Source organism: Mycolicibacterium hippocampi (genome assembly GCF_010723735.1).
GTDB lineage: Bacteria > Actinomycetota > Actinomycetes > Mycobacteriales > Mycobacteriaceae > Mycobacterium > Mycobacterium hippocampi.
The window spans coordinates 1,421,304-1,438,258 of the sequence record NZ_BLLB01000002.1; the positions used below are offsets into that span (position 1 = coordinate 1,421,304).

Consider the following 16,955-nt stretch of genomic DNA (forward strand, 5'->3'; position numbering starts at 1 on the left):
CGACTACACACCATGACGCAGCCTGCCGCCAGCCAAGTAGGCGACCATGCCGATCAGCACCACCACCGTCCCCGCCAGCACCGCGGTCACCGGCAGCGTGACCGCCAGCATCAGACAGCCGGCCAGGCCGAGCGCGGGCAGCACCCGACCCTGCCCCAGCGTGAAGGCAGACGCGTTGGCGATCGCGTAGTAGAGCAGCACCCCGAACGACGAGAAGCCGATGGCGGTGCGGACGTCGACCACCGCCGCGAGCAGCGCGACGGCGACCCCGACGGCCAGCTCCGCGCGATGCGGTGTGCGGTGGCGAGGGTGCACGGCTGCCAGTGCATGCGGCAGGTGATGATCACGGGCCATCGCCAGCGTCGTCCGAGATACGCCGAGCAGCAGTGCCAGCAGAGCGCCGAGCGCACCGACAGCGGCGCCGACGGTGACGACCGGCACCAGCGCCGGGAATCCCGCCGCCCGCACGGCGTCGGCCAGCGGCGCGCTCGCCGAGGCGAGACCGGCGCTGCCCAGTTCGGCGAGCACCGCGGCGGCGACCAGCACGTAGACCAGCAGGGCGATCCCCAACGCGAGCGGGATGGCACGGGGGATGGTTCTGGCGGGATCACGCACCTCCTCGCCGAGGGTGGCGATGCGGGCGTAGCCCGCGAACGCGAAGAACAGCAGTCCCGCCGCCTGGAGCACGCCGTAGCCGGTGACGTCGGGTCCGACGGCCAGCCTGGCAGGGTCTGCGCCGCCGAAACCGAGGACGACGACCACCACCGTGGCCAGCACCGCCAGCACGACAGCCACGATGACCCGGGTGAGCAGGGCGGAACGCTGGATGCCGGCGTACCCGAACGCCGTCAGCGCGACCACCGAGGCGACCGCCACCGCGGGTGCGTACGCCGGCCACACGTAGTACCCCACGGTCAACGCCATCGCCGCACAGGACGCGGTCTTGCCCACCACGAAGCTCCACCCCGCGGTGTGACCCCAGAACGGGCCGAGACGCTCGCGGCCGTAGACGTAGGTGCCCCCGGACTCCGGGTAGCGCGCCGCCAGCCGGGCCGAGGACATCGCGTTGCAGAACGCCACCACCGCGGCGATCGCCAGCCCGACCAGCAGGCCGGTCCCTGCCGAGGCGGCGGCTGGTGCGAGCGCGACGAAGATCCCCGCTCCGATCATCGACCCGAGGCCGAGGATCACGGTGTCGAACGTCCCGAGTCGCCGCTGCAGTTGCGGCCCGTGCGACGAGGTCACCGGGCAAGGTTAGTCGCCCTCCCCTAAGTGAACGGCGATTCCCGGGCGGGCCGCGGACTCCGATATCGTGAGCGCCATGGCGCGCACCGCCGGTGATCACGGCATCCGACGTCGGCCGAAGGATCGTAAGGCGCAGATCGCGCGCGCGTCGGCCGAGGCGTTCAGCGAACTGGGTTATCACGGCGTCAGCATGGAGACAATCGCCTCACGGGTCGGGATCTCGGCCGCGGCGCTGTATCGCCACTACTCGAGCAAGTACGAGCTCTTTCGCGGTGCGGTGCTGAACCTGGGTCAGCAACTGGTGGACGGCACCGCGGAGATCGACGTCGACGGCGCGCCACCGCAGCAGGTGCTCGACGGTCTGGTGTCGGCGCTGATCGAGACGGCGATGGCGAACCGGGCTGCCGGGGGTCTGTATCGGTGGGAGGCCCGCTACCTGCACGACGACGACCAGGCCCTGCTGCTCGACCAGCTCCGCACGGTGCATCACCGGATCCACCGACCGCTGGCGGCGCTTCGTCCAGAGCTGACGCCCCGCCAGCTCTCGACACTGTCGACGGCGGTGCTCTCGGTGATCGGCAGCATCGTCGACCACCGGGCCAAGCTGCCGGCGGCCCAGGTGCAGGTTCTGCTGACACAGCTCGTCGGGAAGCTGCTCGCCACAGACCTTCCCGACGCAGGGGCACAGCACGAACCCCATCCGTCGTTGAGCCGCGGCACGTCTTCACCGGCCAAATACGAAGCGCTGCTGACCGAGTCGATGAGGCTGTTCAACCTCAGAGGCTATCGCGACACCAGCATGGACGACATAGCCTCAGCGGTGGGCATCCCGACTTCCGGCATCTACAAGTACTTTTCGGGCAAGAGCGACATCCTCGCCGCCGCCTTCCGTCGCGCCTCGGACCGGTTGTCCGCTGAGCTGGCGGAGATCGTGGCCACCGTCGGCGACCCCGAGGAAGCGCTCGCGACGGTGATCGATGCGTACGTGACGCGGTCGTTCAGCCAACCCGAACTCGAAACTGTCTACTACAGCGAGCGGCTCAACTTGACGGCAGCCGACCAGCGGATCCTGCGGGATCTTCAGCGGTCGACAGTGCAGACATGGGTCGAGCTGGTGGTCGCCGTGCGGCCGGAATGGACTGCGGGCCAGGCGCGTTTCGCGGTGCACGCCGCCATGTCGCTGGTGATCGACCTCGGCCGGCTGGTGCGCTACTCGAACTCGACCGAAGTCAGGACGACGGTGCAACGGCTGGTGGACATGACGCTGCTGGGCCGTTACCGGTTGCGAACGACGTTGCCTGCCATGTAGAGCAGGTAACCGATCATGGCGGCGACGGCGAACTTGCGGGTCTGTGGTGCCGCCAGACCCAGTCCGACAGCGGTCTCGATGCCACCGTCGATGTACACGTGCCGACGGGTGTCGGTGGGGAACGCCGACTCGGTGAGCCCCTCGAAGAGCTGCGGAGCGACGAAGTGCGCCAGTCCGGTGACAGCCAGCGCCAGCCCGCCAATGGTCGCCACACGCGAATTCTCTTTCGGCACTGTTACTCCTAGTTGATCTGGTAGTCGGTCAGCGGGAATTCGCCGGCCTCTTTGATCGCCCTGCGGGTGGACATCGGCCGCAGCAGGCTGGGCTCACCGCTGGGGTTGAAGTAGTACGACCGTGCCGATGCGCAGTCGGCGTTGAGGAACATCGACTCGCCGAGCAGCTCGGTCATCCGATTCAGGTACCGGCTGTTGGCTTCCTCGGTCACCTCGAACGTGCTGGCGCCGCGGTGCTGCATCTCTGCGAACAGCCGCTCCATGTGCCGCATCTGGTACTCCATCGTGTTGAAGAAGTTCAACCCGAGGAAGGCGTACGGACTGGCCAGCGACAGGTAGTTGGGGAACAGCGGCATCGAGATGCCCTGGTAGGCCTGGAATCTGGTGTCGCGCCACCACTTCCCGAGGTTACGCCCGTTGCGTCCGATGACCTCGATGGCCGGGAAGTTGGCCTCCCACAGGTCGAAGCCGGTGGCCAGCACCAGGGTGTCGACAACGGTCTTGGTGCCGTCGTTGGCGACGATGCCGTCCGCTTCCATCCTGGCGATCCCGGTGTCCTGCAGGTGCACGTGGGGTTTGGTGAAGGTGCGGTAGTAGCTGTTGGAGAACGTGGGCCGCTTGCAGCCGAAGTCGTAATCCGGGGTGAGCTTGGCCCGGAGCTTCTTGTCGCGGATCGTCGCCCACCGCATCGTCTTGGAAAGGTCAGCGGCGGCGACGTTGAACCGCCCCCGTGTCCGCCAGTAGTGCACGACACCCACCGAGACCACCCATTCGTAGATGGAGTCGGTCACGGCCCGGATGATGCGCTGGGTCAGCGGCACCCGGGAGAAGAGTCGCTTGGCGCGCTCGGAGAAGTGCAGGTCGAACTTGGGCACCACGAAGATCGGGGTTCGCTGGTAGACCGTGAGGTCGGCGGCCTTCTTCGCCAACTCCGGGATGAGCTGCACGGCGGTGGCGCCGGTGCCGATGATCCCGATGCGATCCCCGGCCGGGTCGTAGGAGTCATCCCACGCGGTGGTGTGGATGATGCGGCCGTCGAACTCCGTGATCCCCGGGATGTCGGGGACGTGCGGCTGCGACAGGAAGCCGGTGGCGGTGATCAGGTAGCGGGTGGACAGTGTCTGGCCGTCGGCCAGGGCCACCCGCCAGAGCGTGGCCTCCTCGTCCCACCGCGCGCCCTCGACGGTGGTCCTGAACCGCATGTGGCGGCGCACGTCGTACTTGTCGGCGACGTCGTCCGCGTACTGCTTGATCTCGTTTCCGGTTGCGAACAGCCGCGACCAGTTCGGATTCGGCTCGAAAAAGTACGAGTACGTGGTGGTGGGAACGTCGACGGCCAGGCCCGGGTAGTGGTTGACGTACCACGTCCCGCCCAGGTCGTCCTCGCGGTCCAGGATCACGAAGTTCTCGTAGCCCATCCGCTTCAGCTGAATCGCGGCACCGATGCCGGCAAAGCCGGCACCCACGATGACCGCGTCAAAGCGCTCCGAAGTCATGGATAAACGGTACCCGAGGTATCAGCCCTTCAACGAACCGGTCCGCGGCGGGTCGAGGGTTGCAATGCAGGTCACAGCCCGATCGCCGTCCTCCCAGGTCTCGGCCGAAGGGTAGAGCACGTAGAGCTGCACTCCGTCGTCGGTCGTCGACGTGGGTGCGTACACGGCCAGCTCGGGGGCACATTTCTCGGCGTAGGTGTCGATGGCCTCCGTGCCGGGGAAGTCCCCGCCGGGCACCGTCAGCAGAGCAAACACCTCGCCGGCATGCGGCTGGTCGCAGCCGACGGTCTGGAGCCGGGTCACGTTGTCACCCTGGGGTATCTCGGCCAGGCACTCACCGACCTCCAGGTCGGTGGCCGTCACGTTGCCCTCACTGGTCACCACCATGAAGATCACGGCGCCGGTCCCGATGATCATCACCAGCGCGAGCACGATGCCGCCCAGCACCCACCATTTCGTATTCTTCCGGCGCGGGGGTGGCGGAGGTGGATACCAGCCGGGCTGGCCGCCCTGATAGGGCAGGGGCGGAGGGGGCGGCGCGGTCACCGTCTGACGATAGCTCAGCCGAGCAGGCCCAGTGCGGCATCGACGGCCAGAGCAGGCACATCGAGCTTCTTGGAACCGAGGTCGTGCCGGGCGCCGGTGATCTCGAGGATCCGGGTCTCGGCGGCGACCAGCGCGGCGGCCGGGCGTAGTTCGGTGATGCTGCCGAACGGGTCCGCGGTGCCGTGGGTGAACACCGTCGGCACGGCGATCCGCGGCAGGTGCTCGGTACGCGCGCGTTCCGGCTTTCCGGGCGGATGCAGAGGGTACGAGAACAGGGTGAGCACGTCGAGGTCGAGGCCGTCGTCGGCGACGGCCATCGAGGTGAGGCGTCCGCCGTAGGAGTGCCCGCCGGCGATCACCGGTCCGTCCACGAAATCGCGCACCGCGGCCACCGCATCGAGGATTCCCGCGCGGTCGGCGGCCGACGAGCCCGACGGGGGACCTTTCGGGCGGCGCCGCCGGTAGGGCAGGTTGTAGCGCACCGCCAGCCAGCCTCGGCGTGCCCATTGCTCGCAGATCGCCTGCAGAAGAGGTGACTCCCTGCTACCCCCGGCGCCGTGTGTCAGGGCGACCGCGCCCACGGCAGTGCCGGCGGGCTCGTGCACGATGCCGGCGATCTGGTCCATCAGCCGAGCCGGAAGAGTGCGGAGACCGGTCCGTGGCCGTGGCCCAGCGGGTATGCGGCGCGAAGACATTCGGTCACCCAGCGCTTCCCGAACGCGACCGCGTCGGGAACCGGGTAACCGTGCGCGAGGGCGCTGGCGGTCGCGGCCGCCAATGTGTCGCCGGCGCCATGGTCGTGTCCGGTGTCGATCCGGGGAGAATCGAACTCGTGGAAGTCGGTGCCGTCGAACAACAGGTCGGGGCTGTGGGCCGAGGACCGCATGTGGCCACCCTTGACCAGCGCCCACTGCGGGCCGAGGGCGTGCAGTTCCCGGGCCGCTGCGCGCTGGCTGTCGTCGTCGACGACCTCGATGCCGGTGAGCAGGCGCACCTCGTCGAGGTTGGGAGTGACCAGCGTGGCGATCGGAAAAAGCTTGTCCTTCAATGAGTTCAGCGCACTCGGATGGAGCAACGGGTCACCGTGCATGGAGGCACACACCGGGTCCACGACCAGCGGTGCGCCTGTGTCGAGTGACCGCCAGGTCTCGGCGACGGTGTCGATGATCTCTGAGGACGCCAGCATGCCGGTCTTGGCGGCCTGGACGCCGATGTCGGTGGCCACCTCGGTGATCTGGCCGGCGATGACGTCGACAGGTATCTCGTGGAAGCCCTTGACGCCCAACGAGTTCTGCACCGTCACCGCCGTGACCGCCACCAGGCCGTGGATGCCGAGAAGCGCGAAGGTCCGCATGTCGGCCTGGATGCCCGCGCCGCCGCCGGAGTCCGAACCGGCGATCGTCATGACGCGCAGTGGCGTCTGACCCGGGGGGCTCAGCGGCAGGAACGTCACGTCGTCACCACCGGCAGGTAGACCCTGCCTCCCGCCTCGGTGAACTCCCGCGACTTGTCGGCCATCGCGTCCCGCACGTCCTGGGTGATCCGCATCGAGCAGAACTTGGGGCCGCACATCGAGCAGAAGTGGGCGGTCTTGGCCGGCGCCGCGGGCAGCGTCTCGTCGTGGAACTCACGCGCGGTGTCGGGATCCAGCGACAGCGCGAACTGGTCCTGCCAACGGAATTCGAACCGGGCGTGGGAGAGCGCGTCGTCGCGAAGCTGCGCGTGCGGGTGCCCCTTGGCCAGGTCGGCCGAATGGGCGGCGATCTTGTAGGCGATCACCCCGTCCTTGACGTCCTTGCGGTTCGGCAGGCCCAGATGTTCCTTGGGCGTGACGTAGCACAGCATCGCGGTGCCCGCCTGGGCGATGATCGCGGCACCGATGGCCGAGGTGATGTGGTCGTATCCCGGTGCGATGTCGGTGGCCAGCGGCCCGAGGGTGTAGAAGGGCGCTTCCTCGCACAGCTCTTCCTCGAGCCGGACGTTCTCGACGATCTTGTGCATCGGGACATGCCCCGGGCCTTCGATCATCACCTGGACGCCGCGGGATTTCGCGATCTTGGTCAGCTCGCCGAGGGTCTCGAGCTCGGCGAACTGGGCGGCGTCGTTGGCGTCGGCGATCGAACCGGGGCGCAGCCCGTCGCCGAGGGAGAACGTCACGTCGTAGCGGGCCAGGATGTCGCAGAGCTCTTCGAAGTTGGTGTACAGGAACGACTCCTGGTGATGCGCCAGGCACCACGCCGCCATGATCGAGCCGCCGCGTGACACGATCCCGGTGACCCGGTCGACGGTGAGCGGGATGTGGCGCATCAGCACCCCCGCGTGCACGGTCATGTAGTCCACGCCCTGCTCACACTGTTCGATCACCGTGTCGCGGTACAACTCCCACGTCAGCTCGGCGGGGTCGCCGTTGGTCTTCTCCAGCGTCTGGTAGAGCGGAACCGTGCCGACGGGCACCGGCGAGTTGCGCAGTATCCACTCCCGCGTGAGGTGGATGTCGCGACCGGTGGACAGATCCATGATGGTGTCGGCGCCCCACCGGGTGGCCCACACCATCTTGTCGACCTCCTCGGCGACAGAAGAGGAGACGGCCGAATTACCGATGTTGGCATTGATTTTCACGGCGAACGCCTTGCCGATGATCATCGGTTCGGCTTCGGGATGGTTGTGGTTGGCCGGGATGACGGCACGCCCCCGGGCCACCTCGTCACGCACGAGTTCGACCGGCACCCCCTCCCGCTCGGCGATGAAGGCCATCTCGGCGGTGACCTCGCCGGCCCGGGCCCGCTGAAGCTGCGTGCCGCGGTCGCGCACCACGCCGGGCCGGGCGGGCAGGCCGGCTGTCAGGTCGATGACCGCGCTGTCGTCGGTGTAGGGACCCGAGGTGTCGTAGAGGTCCAGATGCTCACCGTTGGTGAGGTTGACCCTGCGAAACGGCACCCTGGCCGAGGGCAGTCCGTCGGGGGACCGGTAGATCTTCGTGCTGTCCGCGATGGGACCGGTGGTGACGGACGGATCGACAGAAATATCAGGCATGAGCGCTTCTCCCTACGCCGGCATTACCCGGTCAGGTTCGTACGGTCGACGGGCCTACCCGTCCTCTCAGCGCGCTTGTGTGCGTGCTCCCGCGTGTGGACGGTGCCACGCTAGCGCAGCGACCGCGCTTAGGGAACCCTGCGGTGTCATCCCGCCGATCTCCCTGGGGCGATCGGGCCGCTAACGCAACAGCGCGCCGCGTAGAAAGAAGCGCTCCAGCTGCCGGGTGATGATGGCGCCGACGGGAAGCTGCGCGGCAATCACCAGATTGTCGTCAGCGACTTCCTCGGCCCATGCCGGCGGCCACCCACCGTCGCTGAGGCTGGTGTGGAAGGCCAGGACGACGTCGTCGCGGGTCATCTCCGACTCCACGACCATCGCCGTCGTCGTCGCCCGATGCGATGCCGCGCCGGCGAATCCGCGTCCACAGCCGCAGGGGCTGTCCGGGTTGCGACGGTCCCGATCGCACGGTTCCTGAATCCACACCAACTCGTGCTCCACGCAGTGGTGATAGTCGTCGGGATCGGTGCCCTGCGTAAGGCCGGTAGCCACAAGAATTTTCATTGTGCTCCTAGAACGGTGGAGGTTCGTCAGGGTCGGTGTTGGTTTGTGGTGGCGGTTGCCAATCGGGCGGAAGTTCTTCGGGTTCGATGGGGTCGTTGACCCACCGGCAGAACGGACTGGTGCTGGGTTTGTCGCGGGTGGTGTAGCCGTGGAACAGAACCCTGGTTCGACGGAAACGATTGCGGAACCGACGGCCGTCGATTTCTCTTGCGGCCGCCCGGTTGCGGTGGCGGTGGTAGGCGTCGACCGGGCGCTGCTCAGCTAGCCGCTTCCGGGCCGCGGCTACACGCTTGCGGTCTCTTTCGGAACGCGGTCTGCTTTGGCGGAATTGGGGAAATACCTCGGCACTGCCGGGAGCGGTGCGGTAGATCTGCCCCGCCGGGGAGGTCCACACGATGGTCCCGTCGGGTAGCTGTTTGTCCTTCCAGCCGTCGAAGGTCTTGCGCCGGTGATGTTCTCGGCAGTAGCAGGCCAGGTTCCACGGCACCGTCAACCCGCCAGCGCCAGGATCGGCGTGGTTGAACGGTTCGGTGTGGTCGACGTCGCAGCGCTGAGCGGGCACCGTGCACCCCGGGAAACGGCACGTCAGATCCCGACACCGGACCCAGCGCTCCAGCGCCGCTGACGGGCGGTACCGCAATGCTTCGCGGGCACTGACCTCGGGCTGGGTCAGGATGCGACGAGCCGCGTCGCGGGCCAGCTCACGGACCATCTCCGCGTCGATCACCCCGAAACCGGCCAGATACCCCGGCGCCTCACTGTTCCCGGCCACGGTGGCTTCGGTCGCGATCACATTGATCACCGGCTTGACCCTCGCCGCCGGCTGGGCGGGTGCATCCTCGGCGCGGGAGGGGCAGTCGGGGCTGTCACATCGACAGGTCAGCCCCACCCCGTCCACCAGGGCATCTACCGCATCGGCGCGGCGCTGCTCGAGAGTTCGTGGATCACCCGTGCACACCTGCTTGGCGACCTCGGAGAGCCGTCGGTCGAATGCTGCTGCCGCCGCGGCGGGCAGCTTGGCGCGGACCTGCGCCGTTCCATCCGGGCCGGCGGTCACGTGGACGTGCCGTTGATCGAAGGCCACCACCCGACGCTGCTTGGCCGCCTCTGCGTCGATGGTGTTGATCTTGGCGTCGACGGCGTTTATCACCCGCACGCGCGACCAGCACTGCCAATCGGATATCTGCTCGGCCAGCACGGCATCGAGCACCGCGCACTTGTCCTCGTCAACGAGCGCGGTACGGGCGAGGATGATCTCCACGATGTGCCAGTCCACGTGACCGGCCGCCAACAGCGCCCCGACCGCGGGAAGCCGGCAATCCAGCGTCTCGGCTTGCCCGACCAGATGGCGCGCCCTGGCAGCCGACATGTTCATCGCTGCCGACACTTCGGCGGTGGTACGGGCGAATCCGGCGATCATCGATGCGGCGTCAGCATCGATCTGCAACGCTTCTTCGATGCGCTGACCCAGCAACTGCGCCACTGCCGCGAGCTTGCGGGCCATCTGCATCGACTCCTGCCGATGCGCATCACCGACCACCGCGAGGAGCTCCGCCGGAGATCGATCATCGAACATGCATTCGATTCTAGGTCGGTGCACTGACAGGACGGCCACGCCGACCCGGTGCCGGCGTCGTGGGTTCAGGGGTCGACGAGGTCCACCAGGACGGGGGCGTGATCGCTGGGCTGTTTGCCTTTGCGTTCGGCGCGCACGATCTCGGCATGGGTGACCCGCTCGGCCAGCGTGGGCGAGCCCAGGATGAAGTCGATGCGCATGCCGCGGTTCTTCGGGAACCGCAGCTGGGTGTAGTCCCAGTAGGTGAATACGGCGGGCCCCGGCGTGAACGGCCGCACCACGTCGCTGAACCCGGCGTCGACGATCGCACCGAAGGCCGCACGCTCGGCCTCGGTGATGTGGGTGCTGCCCCGGTAGAACTCGACGTCCCAGACGTCGTCGTCGGTCGGGGCGATGTTCCAGTCACCGACCAGGGCGATCGGCGCCGACGGATCGTCGGCCAGCCACGATGCCGCCGTTTCCCGAAGTGCGGCAAGCCATTGCAGCTTGTAGACGTAGTGCGCGGAGTCGACGGTGCGACCGTTGGGGATGTAGAGACTCCAGACCCGCACCCCGCCGCAGGTGGCGCCCAGTGCCCTGGCCTCGGCGGCGGCTTCCACGTCGGGCTTGTCACTCCACGTCGGCTGGCCGTCGAAGCCCACCGCGACGTCGTCGATACCGATCCGGGAGGCGATGGCCACGCCGTTCCACTGGTTGAAGCCGCAGTGCACCACGTCGTAGCCCAGCGCGGCGAACGGCATGGTGGGGAACTGCTCGTCGGAGCACTTGGTCTCCTGCATCGCCAGCACGTCGACATCGGCACGGGCCAGCCAGTCGGTGACCCGATCGACCCGGGTGCGGATGGAGTTGACGTTCCAGGTGGCCAGGCGCATGGGTGAACCCTACGAGGGCGGTCTTTCCAGAAGATCCTCGGCGCGGACATAACGCGAACGGTGGTGCACCACGAATCCCATCGACTCGTAGAGCGCCCGCGCCGCGGTGTTGTCGGCGACCACCTGGACGTACGCCCGGGTCGCGCCGTGGTCACGGCCCCAACCCAGCAGACCCGCGCACAGCGTTCGGGCCAGGCCCTGCCGCCGGGCCTCGTCGGCCACGTGCACTGCCGACACCCCGACCCACCGGGTGCCGTCCGGCGCCTCGGTCACCACCGCGCGCCCCACCGCCGCGTCGGCGAGTTCGCCGAAAACCACCACCCCGTCGACGACTGCGGTGAGCACCTCGTCTGGGACGTCGCGCTGGTTGATCCGTCGCCAACTCCCGCTGGGACGGGCAGTAAGCGTCATCTCCGGCACGGCAACGGCATCGTCGAGATCACCTGCCATCACCAGGTTCTCGGCATCGACCGGCACTGCGTCGGGCACTCTGAACAGCCGGTCCGGTGCGGAGATCAGGGCCGGCACGCCCCGGGCGGCGTACCAGTCCGCCGCAGCGACGACCTCGGCATGCGAGGTGAAGCGCAGCGGCACGGCGGAATTAGCTCGCCGGGTGTTGCCGAGCCCGTACCGCAACAGCCACCCGCCCAGCCAGTGCTGTTCGACGCCGGGCCAGCCGAGCGCCGCGGCGTGCTCGAGATTGCGGATCCCGCCGGTGCGCACCGGGATCTCCGGCACCACCCGGACGGCCAGAACGTCGGCGGCCGCGACGTCGACGACGTCGCCGTGTCGGTTTCGCACCCGCACGGTCGTGCCGACGTCCATCAGATGGCCGACCACATCGGTGTGCGGCGGCACCGCTCCGTCCGGCAGCCGGTACCGCAGGCTGACGCGGGTGCCGGGAGCGGGCAGGTCCACCACCGCTCAGTGGCCGAACGGGTCGGGGTCTTCGCCGGGCATCCAGGACAGCCCGGGCACGCCCCAGCCGTGGGACTTCACCGCCCGTTTTGCGCTGCGGGCGTTGCGCCCGACCAGGCGGTCGAGGTAGAGGAAACCGTCGAGGTGGCCGGTCTCGTGCTGCAGCATCCGGGCGAACAGGTCCGTCCCCTCGAGCGTGATCGGCGTGCCGTCGGCATCCAGGCCCGTCACCCGGGCCCACGTCGCCCGGCCCGTCGGGAAGGATTCGCCGGGCACCGACAGGCAGCCTTCGTCGTCGTCTTCGGGGTCCGGCATCGTCTCGGGTACCTCGGAGGTCTCCAGGACCGGGTTGACGATCACCCCGCGGCGCCGCGTCACCCTGCCGCGGGCGTCCGCGCAGTCGAAGACGAAGACCCGCTTGGCGACTCCGATCTGGTTGGCTGCCAGCCCGACTCCGTTGGCAGCGTCCATGGTGTCGTACAGATCGGTGATGAGGTCGGCCAGATCGGCCGGCAACGAACCGTCGTCGGCGATGGGAACGGGTTCGGTCGCGGTGTGCAGGACGGGATCTCCCACGATGCGGATGGGTACTACGGCCATGCGGAGAGCTTAAGCGGCGACCTTGGTCCGCCGACTCGCGGCGATTGATGACGGCTTCTGTGACCAAGCCGTGATTGAATACGGGCCGAACCACAGCGATGTAATTTTCGAGCGTCGGAAGGGCCCAGAAAGCGAATGGACGGCGCGATCGCGCGGACTGAGAAGTCGGGGGACTCTGCAGACGGCACCGCCCCCGCCGATGGGCTGACCCGCCGCGAGCACGACATCCTGGCCTTCGAGCGGCAGTGGTGGAAGTACGCGGGGTCCAAAGAGGACGCCATCAAGGAACTGTTCTCGATGTCGGCCACCAGGTACTACCAGGTGCTCAACGCGCTCGTCGACCGTCCTGAAGCGTTGGCTGCGGACCCGATGCTGGTCAAAAGGCTGCGACGGCTGCGCGCCAGCCGGCAGAAGGCCCGAGCCGCCCGCCGGCTCGGGTTCGATGTCACCTGAGCTCTGTCCGGCCGGCCGGCCGGGCTGGATACAGTAGGGCCCAATGAACCAGCGAGAATCCTCGGGCCTGCCCCTGCGCGCCATGGTGATGGTGCTGCTGTTCCTCGGCGTGGTCTTCCTGCTCGTCGCGTTCCAGGCGCTGCGCAGCGACTCCGACGGTGCCGACGACTCCTCGGTCGCCACGACGACGGTCAGCACCACGCCCACCACCACACCGCCGCCCGCCGAACCCGCCAGGCCCGATGTGCGGGTGTTCAACATCTCCGAGGCCCCCGGCGTCGCCGAGGACACGGCCAACCGGCTGCGGGATGAGGGCTGGAACGTCACCGAGACCGGCAACCTGACGTTGCCGGAGACCACCGTCACCACGGTGTTCTTCAGTGATGCCCCGGGCGAGCAGCAGGCCGCCGAAGATCTCGGCCGACTGCTGGAGGCGCCGGTGGCCCCCCGGGTCCCGGAACTGATCGAGCAACCGCCAGGAGTGGTCGTGGCGGTCACCGGCTAGGCTCTTGCACATGTTCAGGACCGTCGCCGCCGTCGCCTTGTTCGCCGTGCCCGCTCTCGCGTTGACCGCCTGCAGTCCCAACGAACCCATCGCCGACACGCCCGGAACCACGCCGTCGGTCTGGACCGGTTCGCCGTCGCCGTCGGCCTCGCCCGGCGAGCAGGGCGGGGGCGCGCAGGAGGGTTCCAGCGGTGAGACGCTGACCGCCGACCTGAATCTGCCCGACGGCACCACCATCGCCACCGCCGACATCGAGTTCTCCGATGGGTACGCCACGGTCACCGTGCAGACCACTGTCGCCGGCGAGCTCGCCCCCGGCTTCCACGGACTGCACATCCATTCGATCGGCACGTGTGAGGCCGACTCCGTCGCGCCGACCGGCGGTGCTCCCGCCGACTTCGCCTCCGCCGGGGGCCATCTGCAGGTGCCGGGCCACAGCGGACACCCCGCAAGCGGAGACCTGTCCTCGCTGCAGGTACGCGAAGACGGTTCGGCGATGCTGGTGACCACCACCGACGCGTTCACCGCCGAGGAACTGCTCGGCGGCGCCGGAACCGCGATCATCATCCACGAGGACGCCGACAACTTCGCCAACATCCCGCCAGAGCGTTACCAGCAGGTCAACGGTGATCCGCCGCCGGATCAGACCACCCTGGCGACCGGCGACGCCGGAGCACGGGTGGCCTGCGGTGTCATCACGGGGTCCTGACCGCGAGGCGAGTAGCCGCATCGATTTTGTCGGGTCGGCCCGGCCGACCCTGGGCGTCGAATGGGAGTTCGCGCTCGTCGACGCCGAGACCCGTGACCTGAGCAACGAAGCCGCCACCGTGATCGCCGAGCTGGGCGAGAACCCGCATGTGCACAAGGAACTGCTGCGCAACACCGTCGAGATCGTCACGGGCATCTGTGACAACGTCGGCGAGGCGATGGACGATCTGGCCTCGACGCTGCGTCCGGTGCGCACCGTCGTCCGGGAACGCGGCATGGAGTTGTTCTGCGCGGGCACCCACCCGTTCGCGAACTGGTCGGCGCAGAAGCTCACCGACAACCCACGCTACGCAGAGCTGATCAAACGCACCCAGTGGTGGGGTCGGCAGATGCTGATCTGGGGTGTGCACGTCCACGTGGGGGTGTCCTCGGCGCACAAGGTGATGCCGATAGTCACCTCGATGCTCAACCACTATCCGCACCTGCTCGCACTGTCGGCGTCGTCTCCGTTCTGGGAGGGCGAGGACACCGGTTATGCAAGCAACCGCGCCATGATGTTCCAGCAGCTGCCGACCGCCGGTCTGCCCTTCCACTTCCAGGAGTGGCGCGAGTTCGAACGTTTCGTCGGTGACCAGAAGAAGACCGGCATCATCGACCACATGAACGAGATCCGTTGGGATGTGCGGCCTTCCCCACATCTGGGGACCATCGAGGTCCGGATCTTCGACGGGGTGTCGAACCTTCGCGAGCTTTCGGCGTTGGTCGCATTGACGCACTGCCTGATCGTCGACCTGGACCGGCGCCTCGACGCCGGGGAGGCGCTGCCGGTGATGCCCCCGTGGCATGTCCAGGAGAACAAGTGGCGAGCGGCCCGCTATGGGCTCGACGCCATCATCATCCGCGACGCCGACAGCAACGAGCGGCTCGTCACCGAGGATCTGGACAACCTGCTGGAACGGCTTGTGCCGGTGGCGGAATCGCTGTCGTGCGGCGACGAGCTCGCCCGGGTCGCCGACATCTACCGCGTCGGTGCGTCCTATCAGCGGCAGCGCCGGGTGGCCGAGGAACACGACGGTGACCTGCGTACCGTCGTGGACGCGCTGGTCGCCGAACTGGTGGTGTGACGTGCCGACGCTGCCGATGTTCCCGCTCGAGGTGGCGATGCTGCCCGGCGAGGAGCTGCCGCTGCGGATCTTCGAGCCGAGGTACGCGGCACTGGTGCAAACCTGCCTGGCTGCAGACGCTCCCGCGTTCGGGGTGGTGCTGATCGAAGCAGGCCGGGAGGTCGGCGGCGGGGACAGCAGAAGCGACGTCGGTGCGCTGGCCCACATCACCGAGCACGCCGACCTGGGTGCGGGCCGCTACCGACTGAAATGTGTCATCGGGGAGCGGTTTCGGGTGCTGGAGTGGCAGCCCGACAATCCGTACCCCCAGGCGGCGGTCGAGTTGTGGCCGGACGCGCCCGGCGATCCCGTCGACGTGGCCGCGATCCGCGACATCGAGGACCGGATGGTGGGATTGTTCGAGCGCATCGCCGCGGTGCGCGGCGTACAGGTCAATGCGCGCGACATCGTGCTCGGCGCCGACGAATCCGGTGACGCCGCGAAGTGGTTGTACGCCTTGGCCACCCGGCTCCCGATCGGTCAGGCCGACAAGTACGCGGTGCTTGCGGCCCCGACTGCCGCCGAGCGGGTGGTGGCACTTTCCGAGGCGGTGGACACCGTCATCGCGATGGTGGAGTTCCAGCTGTCGGAGTGAGGGTTTCTCAACCCAGCCGGCCCTCGATGAAGCCGCCCGCGGTGGAGGGCAACCGGCCGCTGTGGCCGGTTTCGCGGTGATAGCGCCTCGTCAGCGCGCGGGCGTCGAAGGCGGTGATCTCCCATCCGCGGCAACACAGCGCGTTGCCGATGTCGTCCACAGTCGGCTCGCCGGCGTCCACGGCGATCCGGCTGCCCCGCGTGCTGAGCAGCGAGATCTGGTCGAACAACGGGTTCCACGCGCCGTCGGGCAGCGCGGGCAGCACTCCCTCCACCGCCCACACCGTCGGCTCGCGAGGGTCGAAACCGCCCGCGCGCAACGACTCCGACCAGTCCACATCCGCGGCCACCGGGACCGGAACGTATTCGATCCCGGTCTTCTCGCCCGCCGCACGCATGGTCTCGCTCTTGTACGCCAGCACGTGCGGCCGGTCGACCTCGTAGATGACCGTGTCGGCCAGCCAGGGCAGGCGCCACGGCCGGGTGTCCAGACCCGCCGCGAGGATCACGACCTGCGTCAGGCCCCCGGCGCCGGCGGCGACGAGGAACTCGTCGAACCACTTCGTGCGCGCGGCGAGCGCCGCCGACAACTCCGGATCACAGTCCGCGTCGCGCCCGGCGACACCCAGTCCGGCCAACAGCGCCTCGGCGTAAGGGTCGGCGATCAACGGACGGCGGGAAGCCGACTCCGTTGCCCTGACCTTCGCGGCGTCCACCGCATCCAGACACGGGCCTTCGCGGACGGGTGCGTCACTGCCTCGGGGAATCACTGTCGCCGGGTTCCCCGTCGGGGCCGAAATCATGCAGTTCGTCGGCGGTCATCAGATCATCGCGGATGTTCTGCTCTCGGTAGGCCAGTTGGCCGACCCGGTTGGCGATCACCGGCGCGGTGATCAGCGTGAACATCCCGGTCAGGATCAACATGCCGACGTCGGGGTGGCCCCGCAGCCGGATCGCCGCACCCGCGAGCACCAGCAGCAGGCCGAGAACCTGGGGCTTGGTCGCCGCATGCATCCTCGACAAGGTGTCCGGGAACCGCAGCACTCCGATCGCGGCCGTCAGCGCCAACGCCGACCCGCTGAGGATCAGCACCGCGGTGAGGACGTCGAGCACGTTCATCGTGGTGCTCGACTCTTCGCG

Annotated in this window: 20 protein-coding genes; 6 read left to right on the top strand and 14 right to left on the bottom strand. The window is 68.2% G+C overall.

Annotation, left to right across the window (positions count from 1 at the left end):
* Window positions 1–3 precede the first annotated feature (3 nt).
* On the bottom strand, window positions 4–1,170 hold the full coding sequence (locus G6N53_RS07865) for an APC family permease (protein ID WP_237166711.1): 1,167 nt from the start codon (window positions 1,168–1,170) through the stop codon (window positions 4–6).
* A gap of 151 nt (window positions 1,171–1,321) precedes the next feature.
* On the opposite strand from G6N53_RS07865, the gene G6N53_RS07870 reads away from it, so the two are divergent.
* A complete protein-coding gene (locus G6N53_RS07870) occupies window positions 1,322–2,554 on the top strand; it encodes a TetR/AcrR family transcriptional regulator (RefSeq protein WP_163887968.1) in 1,233 nt (410 codons plus the stop codon).
* Here G6N53_RS07870 and G6N53_RS07875 read toward each other — a convergent pair.
* From G6N53_RS07875 to G6N53_RS07925, 11 genes are all read right to left on the bottom strand, one after another.
* Entirely contained in the window at window positions 2,521–2,787 is a 267-nt protein-coding gene (locus G6N53_RS07875) for a DoxX-related protein (protein WP_163887969.1), read from the bottom strand. The genes G6N53_RS07870 and G6N53_RS07875 overlap by 34 nt on opposite strands.
* Before the next feature lie 8 nt (window positions 2,788–2,795).
* A complete protein-coding gene (locus G6N53_RS07880; protein ID WP_163887970.1) occupies window positions 2,796–4,283 on the bottom strand; it encodes a flavin-containing monooxygenase in 1,488 nt (495 codons plus the stop codon).
* A gap of 21 nt (window positions 4,284–4,304) precedes the next feature.
* A complete protein-coding gene (locus G6N53_RS07885; protein ID WP_237166455.1) occupies window positions 4,305–4,829 on the bottom strand; it encodes a septum formation family protein in 525 nt (174 codons plus the stop codon).
* A gap of 14 nt (window positions 4,830–4,843) precedes the next feature.
* A complete protein-coding gene (locus tag G6N53_RS07890) occupies window positions 4,844–5,455 on the bottom strand; it encodes an alpha/beta hydrolase family protein (RefSeq protein WP_163887971.1) in 612 nt (203 codons plus the stop codon).
* Window positions 5,455–6,282, bottom strand: a complete 828-nt coding sequence (gene thiD / locus G6N53_RS07895; protein WP_237166456.1) for a bifunctional hydroxymethylpyrimidine kinase/phosphomethylpyrimidine kinase — start codon at window positions 6,280–6,282, stop codon at window positions 5,455–5,457. Before thiD ends, G6N53_RS07890 begins: the two co-directional genes overlap by 1 nt.
* Entirely contained in the window at window positions 6,279–7,862 is a 1,584-nt protein-coding gene (thiC, locus tag G6N53_RS07900; protein WP_163887972.1) for a phosphomethylpyrimidine synthase ThiC, read from the bottom strand. The genes thiD and thiC overlap by 4 nt, the downstream gene beginning before the upstream one ends.
* A gap of 180 nt (window positions 7,863–8,042) precedes the next feature.
* On the bottom strand, window positions 8,043–8,426 hold the full coding sequence (locus tag G6N53_RS07905; protein ID WP_163887973.1) for a DUF7715 family protein: 384 nt from the start codon (window positions 8,424–8,426) through the stop codon (window positions 8,043–8,045).
* A gap of 7 nt (window positions 8,427–8,433) precedes the next feature.
* On the bottom strand, window positions 8,434–10,002 hold the full coding sequence (locus tag G6N53_RS07910) for an HNH endonuclease signature motif containing protein (RefSeq protein WP_163887974.1): 1,569 nt from the start codon (window positions 10,000–10,002) through the stop codon (window positions 8,434–8,436).
* Window positions 10,003–10,067: 65 nt separating this feature from the next.
* The gene (locus G6N53_RS07915; protein ID WP_163887975.1) at window positions 10,068–10,874 is read right to left on the bottom strand and encodes an exodeoxyribonuclease III; all 807 of its coding nucleotides are present in this window, start codon (window positions 10,872–10,874) and stop codon (window positions 10,068–10,070) included.
* 9 nt (window positions 10,875–10,883) lie between these two features.
* A complete protein-coding gene (locus G6N53_RS07920) occupies window positions 10,884–11,795 on the bottom strand; it encodes an N-acetylglutamate synthase, CG3035 family (RefSeq protein WP_163887976.1) in 912 nt (303 codons plus the stop codon).
* A gap of 3 nt (window positions 11,796–11,798) precedes the next feature.
* Complete coding sequence (locus G6N53_RS07925) at window positions 11,799–12,392, bottom strand: peptide deformylase (RefSeq protein ID WP_163887977.1); 594 nt, start codon at window positions 12,390–12,392, stop codon at window positions 11,799–11,801.
* Between the two features lie 135 nt (window positions 12,393–12,527).
* On the opposite strand from G6N53_RS07925, the gene napA reads away from it, so the two are divergent.
* From napA to G6N53_RS07950, 5 genes are read left to right on the top strand one after another with little or no spacing between them, the layout of a single operon-like run.
* Window positions 12,528–12,845: a nucleoid-associated protein NapA gene (gene napA / locus G6N53_RS07930; RefSeq protein WP_163887978.1), complete on the top strand. Its 318-nt coding sequence runs from the start codon at window positions 12,528–12,530 to the stop codon at window positions 12,843–12,845.
* A gap of 43 nt (window positions 12,846–12,888) precedes the next feature.
* On the top strand, window positions 12,889–13,350 hold the full coding sequence (locus G6N53_RS07935) for a LytR C-terminal domain-containing protein (protein WP_163887979.1): 462 nt from the start codon (window positions 12,889–12,891) through the stop codon (window positions 13,348–13,350).
* Between the two features lie 10 nt (window positions 13,351–13,360).
* Entirely contained in the window at window positions 13,361–14,059 is a 699-nt protein-coding gene (sodC, locus tag G6N53_RS07940; protein ID WP_163887980.1) for a superoxide dismutase[Cu-Zn], read from the top strand.
* On the top strand, window positions 14,040–15,182 hold the full coding sequence (locus tag G6N53_RS07945; RefSeq protein WP_163887981.1) for a glutamate--cysteine ligase: 1,143 nt from the start codon (window positions 14,040–14,042) through the stop codon (window positions 15,180–15,182). Before sodC ends, G6N53_RS07945 begins: the two co-directional genes overlap by 20 nt.
* A 1-nt stretch (window position 15,183) precedes the next feature.
* Window positions 15,184–15,816: an LON peptidase substrate-binding domain-containing protein gene (locus G6N53_RS07950; protein ID WP_163887982.1), complete on the top strand. Its 633-nt coding sequence runs from the start codon at window positions 15,184–15,186 to the stop codon at window positions 15,814–15,816.
* 7 nt (window positions 15,817–15,823) lie between these two features.
* On the opposite strand, the gene G6N53_RS07955 is transcribed toward G6N53_RS07950, so the two are convergent.
* Entirely contained in the window at window positions 15,824–16,531 is a 708-nt protein-coding gene (locus G6N53_RS07955; protein ID WP_163887983.1) for a class I SAM-dependent methyltransferase, read from the bottom strand.
* 34 nt (window positions 16,532–16,565) lie between these two features.
* A complete protein-coding gene (mnhG, locus tag G6N53_RS07960; RefSeq protein ID WP_163895621.1) occupies window positions 16,566–16,934 on the bottom strand; it encodes a monovalent cation/H(+) antiporter subunit G in 369 nt (122 codons plus the stop codon).
* Window positions 16,935–16,955 lie beyond the last annotated feature (21 nt).

Bases quoted from the DNA above. Each gene is read 5' to 3' on its own strand.
- G6N53_RS07870 (WP_163887968.1), top strand. From the start codon at position 1,322: ATGGCGCGCACCGCCGGTGATCACGGCATCCGACGTCGGCCGAAGGAT.
- G6N53_RS07880 (WP_163887970.1), bottom strand. From the start codon at position 4,283: ATGACTTCGGAGCGCTTTGACGCGGTCATCGTGGGTGCCGGCTTTGCC.
- napA (WP_163887978.1), top strand. From the start codon at position 12,528: ATGGACGGCGCGATCGCGCGGACTGAGAAGTCGGGGGACTCTGCAGAC.
- G6N53_RS07935 (WP_163887979.1), top strand. From the start codon at position 12,889: ATGAACCAGCGAGAATCCTCGGGCCTGCCCCTGCGCGCCATGGTGATG.
- G6N53_RS07865 (WP_237166711.1), bottom strand. From the start codon at position 1,170: ATGATCGGAGCGGGGATCTTCGTCGCGCTCGCACCAGCCGCCGCCTCG.
- G6N53_RS07905 (WP_163887973.1), bottom strand. From the start codon at position 8,426: ATGAAAATTCTTGTGGCTACCGGCCTTACGCAGGGCACCGATCCCGAC.
- thiC (WP_163887972.1), bottom strand. From the start codon at position 7,862: ATGCCTGATATTTCTGTCGATCCGTCCGTCACCACCGGTCCCATCGCG.
- G6N53_RS07925 (WP_163887977.1), bottom strand. From the start codon at position 12,392: ATGGCCGTAGTACCCATCCGCATCGTGGGAGATCCCGTCCTGCACACC.
- sodC (WP_163887980.1), top strand. From the start codon at position 13,361: ATGTTCAGGACCGTCGCCGCCGTCGCCTTGTTCGCCGTGCCCGCTCTC.
- G6N53_RS07910 (WP_163887974.1), bottom strand. From the start codon at position 10,002: ATGTTCGATGATCGATCTCCGGCGGAGCTCCTCGCGGTGGTCGGTGAT.
- G6N53_RS07890 (WP_163887971.1), bottom strand. From the start codon at position 5,455: ATGGACCAGATCGCCGGCATCGTGCACGAGCCCGCCGGCACTGCCGTG.
- G6N53_RS07915 (WP_163887975.1), bottom strand. From the start codon at position 10,874: ATGCGCCTGGCCACCTGGAACGTCAACTCCATCCGCACCCGGGTCGAT.
- mnhG (WP_163895621.1), bottom strand. From the start codon at position 16,934: ATGAACGTGCTCGACGTCCTCACCGCGGTGCTGATCCTCAGCGGGTCG.